This is a genomic window from Chitinophaga pollutisoli (genome assembly GCF_038396755.1).
GTDB classification, from domain to species: Bacteria; Bacteroidota; Bacteroidia; order Chitinophagales; family Chitinophagaceae; genus Chitinophaga; species Chitinophaga pollutisoli.
The window spans coordinates 5,942,640-5,958,341 of the sequence record NZ_CP149822.1; the positions used below are offsets into that span (position 1 = coordinate 5,942,640).

At 53.8% G+C, this 15,702-nt stretch carries 13 protein-coding genes; 6 read left to right on the top strand and 7 right to left on the bottom strand.

Going from position 1 to position 15,702, the window contains the following annotated elements:
• Positions 1 to 266: 266 nt before the first annotated feature.
• Positions 267 to 1,130 (bottom strand): DUF4886 domain-containing protein, encoded by an 864-nt coding sequence (locus WJU16_RS25315; protein WP_341836142.1) that lies wholly within the window; start codon positions 1,128 to 1,130, stop codon positions 267 to 269.
• Positions 1,131 to 1,302: 172 nt separating this feature from the next.
• On the opposite strand from WJU16_RS25315, the gene WJU16_RS25320 reads away from it, so the two are divergent.
• From WJU16_RS25320 to WJU16_RS25330, 3 genes are all read left to right on the top strand, one after another.
• Entirely contained in the window at positions 1,303 to 1,992 is a 690-nt protein-coding gene (locus WJU16_RS25320) for an FkbM family methyltransferase (RefSeq protein ID WP_341836143.1), read from the top strand.
• Between the two features lie 573 nt (positions 1,993 to 2,565).
• On the top strand, positions 2,566 to 3,555 hold the full coding sequence (locus WJU16_RS25325; protein ID WP_341836144.1) for a methylenetetrahydrofolate reductase: 990 nt from the start codon (positions 2,566 to 2,568) through the stop codon (positions 3,553 to 3,555).
• A gap of 85 nt (positions 3,556 to 3,640) precedes the next feature.
• Positions 3,641 to 5,590, top strand: coding sequence for a hypothetical protein (locus WJU16_RS25330; protein ID WP_341836145.1), 1,950 nt, complete (start codon positions 3,641 to 3,643; stop codon positions 5,588 to 5,590).
• A gap of 9 nt (positions 5,591 to 5,599) precedes the next feature.
• Here WJU16_RS25330 and WJU16_RS25335 read toward each other — a convergent pair whose 3' ends face one another.
• The 6 genes from WJU16_RS25335 to WJU16_RS25360 form a co-directional block, all read right to left on the bottom strand.
• Positions 5,600 to 6,334 (bottom strand): ATP-binding protein, encoded by a 735-nt coding sequence (locus tag WJU16_RS25335; protein ID WP_341836146.1) that lies wholly within the window; start codon positions 6,332 to 6,334, stop codon positions 5,600 to 5,602.
• Positions 6,335 to 6,374: 40 nt separating this feature from the next.
• Positions 6,375 to 6,731: a GNAT family N-acetyltransferase gene (locus tag WJU16_RS25340; RefSeq protein WP_341836147.1), complete on the bottom strand. Its 357-nt coding sequence runs from the start codon at positions 6,729 to 6,731 to the stop codon at positions 6,375 to 6,377.
• Positions 6,680 to 6,904: a hypothetical protein gene (locus WJU16_RS25345; protein ID WP_341836148.1), complete on the bottom strand. Its 225-nt coding sequence runs from the start codon at positions 6,902 to 6,904 to the stop codon at positions 6,680 to 6,682. Before WJU16_RS25345 ends, WJU16_RS25340 begins: the two co-directional genes overlap by 52 nt.
• 100 nt (positions 6,905 to 7,004) lie before the next feature.
• On the bottom strand, positions 7,005 to 7,595 hold the full coding sequence (locus WJU16_RS25350; protein WP_341836149.1) for a dihydrofolate reductase family protein: 591 nt from the start codon (positions 7,593 to 7,595) through the stop codon (positions 7,005 to 7,007).
• 160 nt (positions 7,596 to 7,755) lie between these two features.
• Positions 7,756 to 8,124, bottom strand: coding sequence for a cold shock domain-containing protein (locus WJU16_RS25355; protein WP_341836150.1), 369 nt, complete (start codon positions 8,122 to 8,124; stop codon positions 7,756 to 7,758).
• A 710-nt stretch (positions 8,125 to 8,834) separates the two neighbouring features.
• On the bottom strand, positions 8,835 to 9,587 hold the full coding sequence (locus WJU16_RS25360; protein ID WP_341836151.1) for a hypothetical protein: 753 nt from the start codon (positions 9,585 to 9,587) through the stop codon (positions 8,835 to 8,837).
• 175 nt (positions 9,588 to 9,762) lie between these two features.
• On the opposite strand from WJU16_RS25360, the gene WJU16_RS25365 reads away from it, so the two are divergent.
• The 3 genes from WJU16_RS25365 to WJU16_RS25375 all read left to right on the top strand — a co-directional run bounded on the left by WJU16_RS25365 (position 9,763) and on the right by WJU16_RS25375 (position 15,700).
• Complete coding sequence (locus tag WJU16_RS25365; protein WP_341836152.1) at positions 9,763 to 10,161, top strand: hypothetical protein; 399 nt, start codon at positions 9,763 to 9,765, stop codon at positions 10,159 to 10,161.
• Between the two features lie 67 nt (positions 10,162 to 10,228).
• Positions 10,229 to 14,554, top strand: a complete 4,326-nt coding sequence (locus tag WJU16_RS25370; protein WP_341836153.1) for a CusA/CzcA family heavy metal efflux RND transporter — start codon at positions 10,229 to 10,231, stop codon at positions 14,552 to 14,554.
• A gap of 3 nt (positions 14,555 to 14,557) precedes the next feature.
• The gene (locus WJU16_RS25375) at positions 14,558 to 15,700 is read left to right on the top strand and encodes an efflux RND transporter periplasmic adaptor subunit (protein WP_341836154.1); all 1,143 of its coding nucleotides are present in this window, start codon (positions 14,558 to 14,560) and stop codon (positions 15,698 to 15,700) included.
• The last annotated feature ends 2 nt before the right edge of the window (positions 15,701 to 15,702 follow it).

A 15,702-nucleotide genomic window follows, 5' to 3' on the forward strand; every position in this document is an offset into this window, starting at 1 on the left:
TCCAGCTGCCCGTTCCCGGCCGCGCCTTTGACGGTGAATGGCTGGCCGTCCCTGAAAATCGTGTATCTCCCCCCGACTCTCCGATATAAACTTTGCGCCCGGCACTAGGCGCCGGCGCCTGCCTGCAGGCTGTCATGCCTGTGCAAAACACGGCCAGGGCAATAAAGAACGCCTGTATGGGATTCAGGCGGGTTTGTAGGTGTATAGACATGCGGATTCCCTAGAACCCTATAAATATAGCGGAAACTTTTCAATTGCTGAAGGTGTCACAGCCCCGCCGCCACTTTCCTGAACCGCTTCGCCATGGAGGCCGATACGCTCTCCGGTTTGAATTTTACGTGTTTCACTTTGCCGCCCAGCAAAGTACGGTACCAAACCAACGAACCGAGGTAGCAGCCTGCGGTATTGGCATGATTGGGGTCGAAGGTGAGTTTGCCGTCGCGCCAGGCGTAACCGATGTGCAGGGAGTTGGTCTGGTTAGGAAGTTTGCCTTGCGGCGGGGCGTCATAATGGAACGAAGTATCTTTCCGGTACCGCCATTTGCGACTGGTTTCCATATCCCGGAAGGCGTCGCCCGTGGGGATGAGGGTGAGCCCCAGTTCTCCGGCTACCTGGTGGTAGGCGGCCCGCACATGCCGGTGCATCTCCGAAGCGTCGCGGGCGCGTGTTTCGCCGTTGATCTTTCCGAAAGCTTTCGCGTCGTTGCGGTAAGCCCAGATTTGGTGAATGAAGATCTGCGCGCCGGGTTGCAGCGACCGGATCAATTCCACGAGCTGACGGGCGTAGGGCGAATAAGTGGCCGGGTCTCCCGAGAGCAGGGAGTATTGCTGTATGGTGACGATATCCCAACGCCCGTCGGTCAGCAGCTCCCGGAGCGATTTTCCTTTATATGCCTTTTCCCCGGATTCCGCCAGCTTCCAGTGTCTTTCGAGGGAGCAGCCACCCAGTTCTGCGCGGCCCAGTTCCAGCTCGATTCCTCCTTCTTTCGCCAGTTGGGGCAGGAAGGCAGCGGCATTTTGGGAAAAACTATTGCCGATAATCAGGATGCGCTTTTTAATATCGCCCTGCGCGTGAACGGATACACAGATGCTTAACAGGAAAATAAGCGCCGTGTGGAATTTCGATAGCATGATGTTTCTGTTTAAGGGAGCGGCAAAATAGCGCTTACGTCCTGAAAAACATAATTTCTACGGGGGCATTTAGCGGATTTTCGTTTCCGTAGCGGTAACATTTATTTTTAATATGCGTTATATTGTACGTTTATTGCAAGCGTTCTTCGATAGAAACACATCAAATTACACAATGGGGCTCAGACAAATCATCAGAAAACTCATCAAAGCGGAAACCAACGATCCTTTCCTGAATATTTCCTATTCCCAGGAAGGGGAAGATCTCGTGCTGGGGCGGATATTCGAATTTCAAAGCGAAGGTTTTTTCGTGGATGTAGGCGCCCTGCACCCTAAACGCTTTTCCAATACCTATAAATTTTACCGCAGAGGCTGGCGCGGCATCAATATCGACGCGATGCCCGGCAGCATGGCCGAATTCCGGAAAATCCGGCCGGAAGATATCAACCTGGAAATACCCGTTTCCGACAAGGCCGAAACACTCGATTTTTACATCTTCAACGAACCGGCATTGAATACTTTTTCGAAAGAAATGGCGGAAGAACGCAGCCAGAAAGCCATCTATCACGTCAAAAAAGTCGTAAAAGTGCAAACGGAAACACTCTCCGGTATCCTGGATGCCCATCTCCCGGCCGGCAAAACGATCGATTTCCTGACCATCGATGCCGAAGGGCTTGATTTCCAGGTGCTGGCGTCCAACGATTGGTTCAAATACCGGCCTAAAATAGTGCTGATCGAAAGCGAACTCGATATCAGGGGCCTGATGGGCTCGGAATCTGACCGCCTGCTGGAAGAAAACGGGTATACGTTATACGCCAAAACAGTTAAAACCTACTTCTATAAGCTGAACGGCTTCACGATTTAATACGGAGGCAGCCCAATAACAGGACCCCAGGCTTCATTTCGCCGGATCCATCTTCCCGCTTTTTCTCGCTCTCCTGCTTTTGACGAAGAGAAGCAAGCAGGCCGCTGATTTTATACTGGCATCCTGGCTGATCGTCATCTCCCTGCATACGGGATGCTATTATCTGCTGGTCACCTGGGGATTTCGTCGCATTTCCGTATTTGTTGGGCGTGGAAATTTCTTTGCCGCAGGCCTATGGACCGTTCTTATTTCCATATATATCTGCCCTGGTAAGCTCTTCCCGGCCCGCATGGCCGTGGTTACTGCATTTCATCCCGGCCGTAGCCGCATATCTCGGCCTGTCGGGCTTTTTCTGTTGCCGTTTGCGGATAAAATCCAGGTATACCAGTCGGGTGGGAACGGCGCCTGCGGCGCAGGCTTATTTCCTGAACCGGGAATACCTGGCCGGATAATATGCAGGGAGAACTTTCGGGCGTTTATTATCTTTGCTGCCCCTGACTGTCCAAACGGGCCGCAGCATGAATGGCAGAAGCCATAACATGGAGGATTTGATCAACCAGCCATTTTGAATGAATGCAAATAATAGATAATCTCAGCCACCGGATTCAGACACGCGCTTCAGGATTGGTTTTTTACAGCCTGACGCCCCCCAAGATTACGACCGAAGCGGAACGGGTGGCGGTCATCGCCCAAAACCAGGTTGCGCGGCTGAAAGATAAAAACATCGACGGCCTGATCCTGTATGACATCCAGGACGAAAGCACGCGCACCGACCAGGAGCGCACTTTTTCATTTATCCATACCATCCGCCCGGAGGTATACAGCCGTGATTACCTCGCGGATCTGCAGGTGCCCAGGATCATTTACAAAAGCATCGCTAACCAGTCGAAGGAGCAATTCACCGACTGGTTGCGCGACAATCAGTCGATAGATTACGCTGTGCTGGTGGGCGCCTCGTCGCAGCAGCAGGTGGAAGCCACCCGCTTTTCGCTGAACGATGCCTATGAGGCCCGTCAGCAACATGCCGGCAAGCTGTTGATCGGCGGGGTAACGATTCCGGAGCGCCATGCCAAAAAAGGCGACGAGCACCTGCGCATCTTCCGGAAAATGGACCAGGGCTGCCGTTTCTTCGTTTCGCAATGCGTCTACAACCTGAACGATACTAAAAACGTTTTGTCGGATTATTATTACCATGCCAATGAGCAGGGTATTGAGATGTCGCCCATTATCTTCACCCTCGCGCCATGCGGCAGCCTCAAGACCCTCCAGTTCATGGAGTGGCTGGGCATCCAGGTGCCGAAGTGGCTCTACAACGATCTGAAGCATTCCAAAGACATCCTCGAATCGTCCACCACCACGGCCACCCGCATCGCCGCCGAAATCGCCGCTTATGCCGCGGAGAAGCGCATTCCTGTTGGGTTTAACGTGGAAAGCATTTCTATCAAGAAGGAAGAAATCAACGCCGCGCACGAACTGCTGCAAAACGTCATTCAACTGGTAAAGCCCTTCCGCACGGAAAATACCCTGCAAGGCAGTTGGCAACAAACGGCTCCGGCATACTGAGCCCCCGGCGGATAAATACTCATATTTAGGTATTGGGATAGCGACGGGCGTATGGTAATTTCGCCCCATTCTATACCATACCGATATGCCTACCCGAACACGCTTCTCCCCGAAAGCCGCCCGGCTCGCCGGCCTGCTGGCCTTCCTGACATTGCTGATCGTTGCCGCCTGCAGCAAAAAGGGCTCGCCTCCCGATCCCGGAACAGACCCTGCCGAAAAACGGAAAGCCGATGCCGCCTACAACAGCAGCATTACTCCCGGCATCGGGAACGTCTTTTTCGAAGAAGCGCTGAAACCCAATGCACCCAGCCAGCTTGTTTTCAAGATTGCCTACAACGAAGATACCCTGGCGGGCTACGGAAAGATCAACGGAAGCGGACAATTGCAATACCTCACCTCCACTGTGCTGGCCAAAAAAGGAAACGCGGAACTACTGGTCACCGAAATGTTCCCGGAAGTTTCCAAAAGCCGCATGTATACGATGTTGAATGGCAAGAAAGGGAAGATCGTGGTGGAGATGAACCATGTTTCCACATCCCGCGTATCCATGTCCATACTGGATTTCAACTGGGAAACGGGCGCTTCCGCCATACTTTCGCAAACGTATTTCGAAAATGGAAAACCGGCCGCGGCATACAATGCATTCAAGGAAACCGGCGAAGGCGGCGACCGGGTATACAATTGCGCCGAACCGCAACCTTCGGACGACATCAGCAAATCCGTCGACAACACCCTCGATTATTTCCAGTGCGGCGGCCACGCTTACGACACCTACCCGGCCCTTTCCGCCATCAAGGCCGCCATCCTCAAGGGGCTGGAATCCGCCAGGGGATCCGCGCAGTATCAAAACAGCCAGCAGGAAATCAAGAGCCTGGAAAGCAATTACAGCTACCTCAGCAGCCTGCTCAAAAATATCGGCGGGAAAATTTCAGGATATAAGTTTGAAAAATCGAGGCTGGCGGGCTATCTGCGGGATCTGGCCGCGCTAATCGCCGAACTGAAAGCCAAACTGAAGCCCGACGTTTTGCTCAAACCCTTCCCGGAAGCTACGGACCTGGAATACGACGAGGTGACCGATTCCGAGATCAAGCTCGCCTTTACCCTTTATGATAATGAAACCGATCTGCCCTATACCCAAAAGCCGGTAGGCGTCGATTTTGCCCTGCTGATCCCGGGCACCAACCAGGCGGTGCACATGGAAACGAAGTTTACGTCTACCGTGAACGGGCTCGTTACCTTTAAAATCGATCCCACCACCATTCCCGAATACGAAAAATATACCAGCCTCACAGCCCGATACGCTTTCACCGGCGATGACTGGAATCCCAGCAAAACGCAGGACGTGACATTGCAGTATATCCGGCCGAAAGTCGTGATGGCCGACGGGAGCGCGGTACCTTATCCGCTCACTTTCGAATCCGGGAGCAAGAAGGTATTTAAACTGGTGAATGAAGATGGAAGGGACATTGCGGTTAATTACAACGACCTGACCCTGGAGAATTCGAATGCAAAAGTAAGATACACGATGTTGAAGGGCACCCGGGACTTCGACCTAACGCTGTCGCACGACGAAACGGTGGATCAGCTGGCATCGCTGGACGTGATGTACAAGCAAAAGAAGATCCAGGTGATTTCGGCGCATGTAACGCCGCCATGCGGATCGGCCCCACAGATCATGGGCGTGTCGATGGACTGCGACACCCGCGGCATCCGGATCAAGGTCGCGTTCAAGGCCGATGGCGCCGGTATCCTGGCGTACGGGGGCAGTGGGGCCTGCAGTAAAGAGGGCACTTGTTATCCCGTTCGGCTGTACTTTATGAATCCCGGCGCGCCGCAATTTGAGATCGCGGCCAACGGCTACAATGTGGAGCTGATTTCAGGGACGGTAAACGAAGGCGTGGTGGCGTTGTATATTAGTGGTTGCCAGCCGGGAAAAGGCGCCAGGGAAAGCCTGGATTACATGTATCCCAATTATCGCTGGCAGGTGCAGCTGATGAACCGCTGCAACAAACGCAGCAGCATCGTGGATTTGTAAGTTTGCGGGTTATTGTGCCTGCAGCTCGGCGGTGAGGGCCTGTTCCTTTTCCCACTTCCCGATGAGCCGCGCTTTGGCGATCGTAAAACAGTAATCCTTCGCTTCGGCAAAGGAAATCCCGTAGCGGCGTTCCATATCGGCGATATCGTCCGGGAACCGGGCCAGCAGCTGGTCGTAATAATGATCCAAAACCGCGTCGGCCGGTACTTCGAAGGCGATCCTCACCTGGAACCTCCGCATCAGCGCGGCGTCGATGATCTCGGGGTGGTTGGTGGCGCAGATGAGCAGTGATTTTTCGGGGTAATAGTCGATCAGCTGGAGCAGCGTATTCACCAGCCTGCGCATCTCCCCTACGTCCTGCGCGTCGTTCCCCCGCGCTTTGGCGATCTGGTCGAACTCGTCCAGGAAAAGAACGGCGTTTTCCCGCGCGGCTTTGTCGAACACCTGCTTCAGGTGCTGCGATGTTTCCCCGATGCGGGCGCTCACGATATTGCTGAGATTCAGGATGTAGATGTTCTTATGCATGGCATGGGCCAGCGCTTTGGCCGTCATCGTTTTGCCGCAACCGGAAGCGCCATGCAGCAAAAGCTTATTGTTGACGGGTAAGCCGTATTTGTGAAGCTCGGCGATGAAATGGTGCTCCCGGATGAGCTGTCGGCACATCCGCCTGCTGTTGTCGTCGAGGAAAACACTGTCCAGCTGCACCTGTTCCCTGTCATGAATGATCAGATCCAAAATATTCATAGCCTGCAAAGTTCGTAAAATATTGTAAGCGGACCTCTCCTCAGCCTTGTACCGGTTTTTTGACGATCCTATACTTAAAATTCAGCCGCGGCGCTTCGCCCACATAAGCCACGCTTTCTTCAGCGATCTTTTCAGCGCCAAGGCGCGTAATGGCGATCTGGGAACGGATATTAGCCGCACCGATATGGAAATATACCTTGTCCACGTATTGGAACAGGTAGTCGAGCATCATCTTTTTAACGGCCTGATTGATGCCTTTTCCCCAGAAATCCCTGGTATAGAAAGTGTATCCCACGAATACGGAGTTATCTTGTTCGTCGGGCTCGTAGATCCGCGTGCTGCCGATCATCCGGCCCGTTTCTTTCCAGATGATGGCAAAAGCGCCCCCGCTTTCCATGGCGCCTTCAAAAATTTCCGGAACACAGGCTCCTGCCAGCGGTCTTTGTTGGGATGCTGCTCCCAGATTTTCGGGTCGGAAGCTATGGCGTACAATGCCGGGTAATCGGACTCCTGCAGCGGCCGGAGCTGCACGGTTTCGTTTTCGAGAACGGGCTGGGTATTGAATGCCATCGGTGGAAGTTTAATGGAAATACGGGGAATTCCACCGCAAATGTACTTAGCTTTTGCATGCTCCAAATAGTCCAGTTTTGAAAAAAGCACCGGGCCAATGCTATTTTGCGGGCAGCAGCTCTTTCCGCACGGGGAGGTATTCCAGTACCATTTTCCCGTTTTTGTAAGCCGTGTGGTTTTCCAGTTGCAGCGGCGTGGTTTCCTTGAAAATGGGGAGCCCCTGCCCGATGGCCACGGGATTCAGGAAAATGTAATAAGCGTCAACCAGTCCGAGGCTGATCAACGCGCTGGCGAAAGTGGCGCCGCCATAGGCGATCATGTCTTTGCCGGGTTGCTGTTTCAGGGATTGGACCACCGTGCCCAGGTCCCCGTTCTCCACCCGGAGGTTCCGGCCGGGCATGGTATCCAGGGTCTTGCTGAAAACGATCTTCTGCATATTTACCATCCGCTGCGCCAGGGGCTGCTCGCCGCTGCCGGGCTGGTTATCAACCACGCTCTCCCAATATTTGACGAAGCCCGGGGTCATTTTGCGCCCCATGAGGATGGTATCGCAGCTGTCGGCCAGCGCGATGACCTTTTCCATACCGGCCGGGTCGATGTCGCCCGAGAGCCACATCCAGTCGAGCTGCCCTTCCGGTCCTGCTACAAAACCATCCAGCGTGAGCTGTACCTGCAAGATTAATTTCCGCATAACAACAATTTTAAAGGTGATGTTATAAAGGTAAAACGCGCAGCTGGCAGGGATCAGGGTGAATTACGACAATAAGCAGGCGAATTGCGCCCCGCGCATGCGGGCACAAAAAAACACCTGCGTGGCAGGTGTTTGGGTAATTTTTAACGATATCTATCTGTTAATCAATCAGTTTTACATTCGCAGCGTTGTAACCGCGAGGAGATCTTTCCTTCGTGAAGGATACCCTGTCTTTTTCCTTTACCTGCTGCGACAGCTGGTTGTTATGGAAGAAGATACTATCTTTCGAATTGTCTTCCGTGATAAACCCGAAGCCCTTGGTGGAATTGAAGAAAGAAACGAACCCGGTGCGGGTGCTGTCTTCCGGCGGCCTGGACCGCACTTTGGCCATGGCAGCCAATTCGTGTAACGGAACGCTTTCGGTGCCTCCCTTAGGCGCAAAAGGAGTAAGGTTGCCGTTTTCGTCTACGTAAGCCAGCATATCTTCCAGGCTTTTGCCCTTGTCATTGTTGGTCTTACGGAATCTCATTTTTTCCGCCTTGTCTAATTTTGCTTTTGCTTTTTTGTTGTTCTTTTCCTTTTTTGAAAAAGTTTCACCCATGTTTTGTGGTTTTAGTGACGCCGCATTATTGCGATAAATATCTTATTTGGACGAGATTCCCATATGCAGCGCGGGCTGCAGGCCGGAAATCTCCGGAGTATCGGACGATTATTAGTTTGATGTCACGTTTCGATATTACGCAGGCCCCTCGAATTGCCGTATAAAGCATACTGGTAGTCGGCTGCTGGAAAAGCGAAGACTGAGGAAGAAGAGGAGTTATCCGGGACTTATTCAGAAGTAGCTGAGGCAGTAGCCTGTGCAATGATGCAAATATACGATTTTTTATCGGGATAACCCGGATATGCGGTAAACAACCGCAGGTTGCGGGGAAAATAGGTGTAAAAGATGAAGGGACTAGCCGCATCAGAAGCACCAGTCTCTTCATTTATGGTATTCGTTTTACTACTCGTTTCGACGTTTCCGGAATCCAAAATCATATTGCATCCAAAATCCAAATATTGCCCCGGCGATCAACCATTGTTTAACGCCGCCGTCATCAAAACGTTGCCTGAATATCACTGCAGTTATGGAAAAAATGTACCGGCGAATAAGGATATGGAATTTAGCCGGGTTTGCCTTCATCTTTCATTTCAAAGGCTGTTTATGGGAATATATGACATAAATTACGCAGTTTTAATTTACCATAGCGGCTGCATCTGCACATCCACCGCTTCGTCTTCCTCCTGCATCTTCTCCAGGCCGCGTGTAGCCGGCCGCTGCGCCCGCACGATCACTTCCATCTCGAAATCCACTTTTTTGGTCGGGAACGCGTACTTGCGGACGCCTTCGTGATCGAAGTCCCCCCGAATGTCGGTGAAACTGTTGATGACGGTGCCCACGGGCTTGTCTTCCACATCCACCAGGTAACGTCCTACGATCCCAGCCACCTGTGTCACAATGTCCACCGCAGCGCCCGCCGGGCTGGATGCGGAAGCCATCCCCACCACGGTGCCCATCAGCGTCTTGTATTCCTCGTCGTTTTTCAGGCTGGTCAGGATTTTTCCGGTATCCCGCAGCCCTTTTTTACTTTTTATGACTGCGCACATCGTGTGGATCTGTTTGGGGGGCTGTTTGTCCGTTTCGTTCTGCTGCCAGTAAAATATGGTCTTGTTAATAGGCAAATGCTCTTCATCGCCGATCCGCGGGAAGCCTTGCAGGTCGATCCCTCCTACCAGCTGGTTCCCGATGTCGCTGACCACGATCATGAGGCAATAGAGTTTCGAAAAGCCAGGAAAAGGAAAGAACGGCTCCGTGTTGTTGTCTTTCACAAAAGGTGGTAATAACCGCAGCTCAATGCCGGTGAGCTTATCGGAAGTGGGAATCTTCCGCGCGAGCAGGCCGGATGGCGTAAATACCGCGCTGGTGGCGGGATCGAGGAAGTCGATACTCATATTATGCTTTTTTATGGGGTTTTAATAAATCATTGAAATGGAAATCCGGGGTCATCTGGTCCAAACCTTTGCTACTTATGGGGATCAATACCATCAATTTAGAAATTATCAGGGAAAATTCCAAGAATGATCTTCGTACTTGAAATTGAAATCCGTTCTGCTTACCTTTGTCCTGGTGAAAAAGTGCCTGGCTGTCATATTACTGATTGCTTACATCACTTCCGGTGCGGAATTACGGGAGCTGATGAAGCTCCCCGTGCTGATTCAGCATTACCAGGAACACCGACAGCTCGATGGACGCATCACCTTCACCCAATTCATCATCGACCACTACAACAATATACCCCATACCGACAACGACGAAGATCGCGACAACCAGCTGCCTTTCAAAAAGGTGGATTCCAGCATATTCAGCTCCCCGGTTGTTCCTGCGACTTTCGCCGCGGAACTTCGCAAGCCGGTCATTCCCCTGGCTGTGGATGAGCCGTATCCCAAAAACGATAACTTGATCCCCTCCGCCAACATCAGCATTATCTGGCATCCTCCCCGTTCCGGAATGAATACGCTCGTGTAGGACAAGCCCGCCATTTCCGGCAGGCTGTTCTGTTACCCATTTCCGGATTTTATTCAATCAGTAATTCATGTTAAACCGAATTATAGGGTTTTCCGTCAGGAATAAACTCGTCATTGCGTTATGTACCCTCGCACTGGTCGTTTACGGCATTTTCGAATTGTTCAAACTGCCAATTGACGCCGTGCCGGACATTACCAATAACCAGGTGCAGATCATCACCGTGGCACCTTCGTACGGTGCAACGGATATCGAGCGCCTCGTCACTTTCCCCGTGGAGCAATCCAGCAGTAATATTGCCGGCATCACCGAAATCCGCAGCTACAGCCGGTTTGGGCTGTCGCTCGTAACGCTGGTGTTTGATGATGACGTTGATATTTACTGGGCGCGGCAGCAGGTGTCTGAACGACTGGCCGTGATCCAGGAATCCATCCCCGATGGCATCGGCAAGCCCGCGATGGGGCCCATTTCCACCGGGTTGGGGGAAATCTACCAATATGTGGTGAAGCCGAAGAAAGGTTTTGAAGGAAGATACGATATCACCGAACTGCGTACCATTCAGGACTGGATCGTGCGCCGGCAGTTACTGGGTGTGAAGGGCGTGGCGGAAGTGAGCAGTTTCGGCGGCAAGCTGAAGCAATACCAGGTGGCTATCGATCCCGCCAAACTGCAGGCGCAGGGCGTCACCATCGCCGATGTGTTCCGCGCGCTGGAAACCAACAACGAAAACACCGGCGGCGCCTATATTGAAAAACAAGCGGCCGTTTTGTATATCCGCAGCGAAGGGCTGATCGGCAGTAAGGAAGATATCGGTCATATCGTTATCAAAAATAGCAGCGGCGGCTCTCCCCTGTTGATCCGCGATGTGGCGGAAGTGACCATCGGGGCGGCCACGCGCTACGGGGCGCTGACGTATAACAACGAAGGAGAAGTGGCCGGTGCGATCGTGATGATGCTGAAAGGCGCCAACAGCAACGTGGTCATAGAAAACATCAAACAAAAGATCGCGGAAATACGGAAAACGTTGCCGGAAGGGATCGATATCGAGCCTTTCCTGGACCGGACCGACATGGTCAGCAACGCCATTCACACCGTGGAGGTGAACCTGATGGAAGGCGCGCTGATCGTGGTGTTCGTGCTCGTTATATTTCTGGGGAACCTGCGCGCGGGATTGCTGGTGGCTTCTGTCATCCCGCTGTCCATGCTCTTCGCCATTATTATGATGAACCTTTTCGGCGTGAGCGGCAACCTCATGAGCCTTGGCGCCCTCGACTTCGGCCTGATCGTGGACGGCGCCGTGATAATTGTGGAAGCGGTAATGCACCAACTGAGCCACAACAGGAAATTCGCCGGGCTGGCCATACTGAGTCGCCCGGATATGGACCTGGAAGTGAAGGGAGCCTCGTCCAAAATGATGAACAGCGCCGTGTTCGGGCAGATTATTATCCTCATTGTATATCTCCCGATCTTCAGCCTGGAAGGGATCGAAGGGAAGATGTTCAAACCTATGGCGCAAACGGTAGCGTTCGCGCTGCTGGGAGCTTTCATCCTTTCACTCACCTACATCCCCATGATGAGCAGCCTGGTGTTGAGCCGGAAGGTTAAAGTGAAGCCCAACTTGTCGGATCGCGTGATGTCGCGCATCGAAACCGGATACAGCGCCTGGCTTACCAGGGCGCTTGCCATTCCCAAAACCATCGTGGCGGTAGTGGCGGTATTGTTCGTTGCCGCTGTTTTCGTATTGACGCGCCTGGGTGGCGAGTTCATCCCGTCGATTGAAGAGGGCGATTTCGCCGTGGAAACGCGCGTGCTCCCGGGCAGTAACCTTCACACCACCATGGAGAATGTCCAGAAAGTGGCCGGCATCCTCAAGCGGCGGTTCCCGGAAGTGAAGAACATCGTCACAAAAATCGGCAGCAGCGAAGTGCCCACGGAGCCGTTGCCAATGGATATGGGAGATATGATCATCAACCTGCGGCCCAAATCCGAGTGGACCTCCGCCCGTTCGTTCGATGAACTGGCGGAGAAGATGGGGGCCGCGGCGGCGGAAGTGCCAGGTGTTACCACCAGCTTCCAGTTCCCCGTGCAGATGCGCTTCAACGAACTGATGACCGGCGCACGGCAGGATGTGGTGTGCAAAATTTTCGGGGAAGATCTCGACACCCTGGGCGTTTACGCCAAAAAGCTGGGGAATATCGTGCGCTCCGTCCGCGGTACCACGGAACTGTACGTGGAGCAGATCACCGGCACCCAACAGATCGTCATAAAATATAACCGGGCCGCCATTGCGCAATACGGCCTTAATATTTCTGACATCAACCGGAATGTGAACGCCGCTTTTGCAGGACAAAGCGCCGGCCTGGTGTTTGAAGGCGAAAAGCGCTTCGAACTGGTGGTAAGGTTGCAGAAAGATAAGCGCGCCGGTATCAGCGATGTGCAGCAACTGCTCATCCCTACACCCGCCGGTACGCAGATCCCACTGTACCAGGTGGCGGAAGTGGAGCTGAAAGACAGTCCCAGTCAGATCCAGCGGGAAGATACGCGCCGGCGCATCCTCGTGGGCTTCAACGTCAGCGGCCGCGACGTGGAAAGCATCGTGGGCGAGTTGCAGCAGAAAGTATCCGCCGCCATGAAGCTGCCCGCTGGCTACTCGGTGAGTTACGGCGGTTCGTTCGAGAACCTGAACGAAGCAAAGGCCCGGCTGTCGGTGGCGGTGCCGGTATCGTTGATCCTCATTTTCCTGCTATTGTATTTCGCATTCAATTCCATCAAATACGGGTTGCTAATTTACACCGCCATTCCGTTATCCGCCATCGGCGGCATCTTCCTGCTGGCCTTGCGCGGGATGCCTTTCAGCATCAGCGCCGGAGTTGGATTTATCGCGCTCTTCGGGATCGCGGTGCTCAACGGGATCGTGCTGGTGGCGGAATTCAACCGCATCAAAACCGCCGGGGAAACCGATTTGCGGAAAATCGTGACCCAGGGCGCGGCGATGCGTCTCCGGCCGGTGCTGATGACCGCTTTCGTGGCTTCCTTCGGCTTCCTGCCGATGGCGCTCAGCAATGGCGCCGGCGCTTCGGTGCAACGTCCGCTGGCAACGGTTGTGATCGGCGGGCTGATGATCGCTACGCTGCTCACGTTGTTTGTGTTGCCCATACTCTACATCGCGTTCGAAAAAGGTATCCGTGTGAAACCTGGCAAAGTGATGGTGGCGGTCCTGTTGCTTTGCACATCCCTGCCCGCCGTGGCGCAGGAAGGGATCAGCCTCCGCGAAGCCACCGACAGCGCTGTGGCCAACAACCTGCTGGTACAAAACCGCCGCTTGCGTGCGAAACAAGCTAAAGAATTGACCGGCACGGCCGTCAACCTACCCGGAACTGCTGTGAATGCAGAATACGGCAGGTTCAACAGTCCGCTCGCCGACGACCGGATTTCCGTGATGCAGCGTTTCAGCCTGCCGGGGGTATATGCGCGGCAGGGCCGGCAGTTGCAGGAAGAATGGAAAGCGGCGATAATGGATGTTGAGCTGAAAGAAGCCGAGGTGCGGAAAGTAACTACCGGCATCTTTTACGAATGGCTGTTGACGGAAGAAAAGGAAAAACTGCTGATCCGCATGGATTCCAGTTACAGTGCTTTCCTGCGCGTGGCAACACTCCGCCTGGAAGCTGGCGAAAGCAATCTCCTGGAGAAGGCCAGCGCCGAAAACCAGCTGATTCAGCTGCGCGTATTGCTGAAGCGGCTGCAGCAGGAGAAGGCGCTGTTGCAACGGCAGTTTATGCTCATGTTGAACATGGCCGAATTCCGGCCGCCGGTGGCGGAATCGATGCAGATGGAGGCGCCCCTGCCCGACAGTTCCCTGCTTTCCGGCCACCCCGCACTGAAATGGCAACTGCAGCAGGAAAAGGCCGCCGGTGCGATGGTGCGCGTGGAGCAATCGAAGCTCCTGCCGGAACTGAGCGCGGGATATAACAACCTCAGCATCCGGGATGGCGTGCAGTATGGGCGGTCGGACCGGTTCCAGTCCTTCCAGCTGGGTGTAGACATTCCCTTGTTCACCGGCGCGCAGAAAGCCCGCATACGTTCCGCCAGAACGGCGCTGGCCATGGCGCAGAACGAAACGGCCCAGCGGGCGCAATCGCTGGGGGCCGAATACGCCGCGGCGCGCAGCCAGGTGGAACAATTCAGGAGCATCGTCGCGGATTTCGAGAAAGGCGCCCTTGGGAATGCACGGGACATCACCCGCACGCTCAACCGGCAACTGGCCGGCGGAGAGATCAACTACCTCGAATGGACGGTCCTCAACCAGCAATCCCTCGGCACGCAGCTCGAATACCTCGAAGCCGTCCGCAACCTGAACAACAGCATCATTCAATTGAATTACCTCTTAGCCCGATAAATCATGAACATCAGCAATATCACATTTCTCGCCGCCCTCCTCGCCCCCAGCATCCTTTTCACGAGCTGCGGCAGCAAGCCCGAAACGCCGGCCGAAACCCGGGAAGCCACCGTAACGGAAGATCTCGTTACATTGACGGAAAAACAAATGGCCAATACGCGCCTTCAAACCGGCGCTATCTCCCGCGAAAGTATCAGCGGTACGCTGAAAGTGAGCGGTCAGGTAGACGTGCCGCCGCAGAACCTCGTTTCGGTCAGCATTCCGCTGGGCGGATATTTGAAGTCAACGGGAATGATGCCCGGAACGCACGTAAAAAAAGGCCAATTGCTCGCGGTTATGGAAGATCCGCAATACATCCAGCTGCAGCAGGATTACCTCACCGCCCGCAACCGCCTGGGATATGCGGAAAAGGAATTCGACCGGCAAAGGGAGCTTAACCGCAACAAAGCCGCCAGCGACAAAGTGATGCAGCAGGCGGAAATCGAATACCGCAACCTCAGTGTGGAAAGCAAGGCGCTGGCTGCAAAGCTCAGCCTGCTGGGCATCCGGGCGGAACAGCTCACCGAAAACAATATTTCCCGCACCATTAATATCCACGCTCCTATCACCGGTTACGTCAGCAAGGTAAATGTCAACATCGGCAAGTACGTGACACCGTCAGACGTGATCTTTGAACTGGTGAACCCGGAAGACATCCACCTGAACCTCACCGTGTATGAAAAGGATCTCAGCAAGCTCGCCATCGGCCAGCCGGCGGTCGCGTATACCAATGCGCGGCCCGATCAACGGTACGAAACGGAAATCATCCTCATCAGTCATTCCCTCAACGAAAACCGCAGTGCCGAGGTGCACTGTCATTTCCTGAAGTACGACAAAACCCTCGTGCCGGGCATGTACATGAACGTGGAAGTGAAACTCGGCGACACGGAGGAAAACGTCTTGCCGGACGCCGCTATCGTCAATTTTGAAGGAAAAGATTACGTATTTATCCAGGAAGCGGTTCGCACGTTCCGGATAATACCGGTGGAGAAAGGGCAAGTCAGCGGCGGCATGACGGTGGTAACGGCGCCGGACCTGACCGGGAAGAAGATCGTCACGGAAGGCGCGTATACGTTGCTGATGCAGCTGAAGAATATCGGGGAATAGCG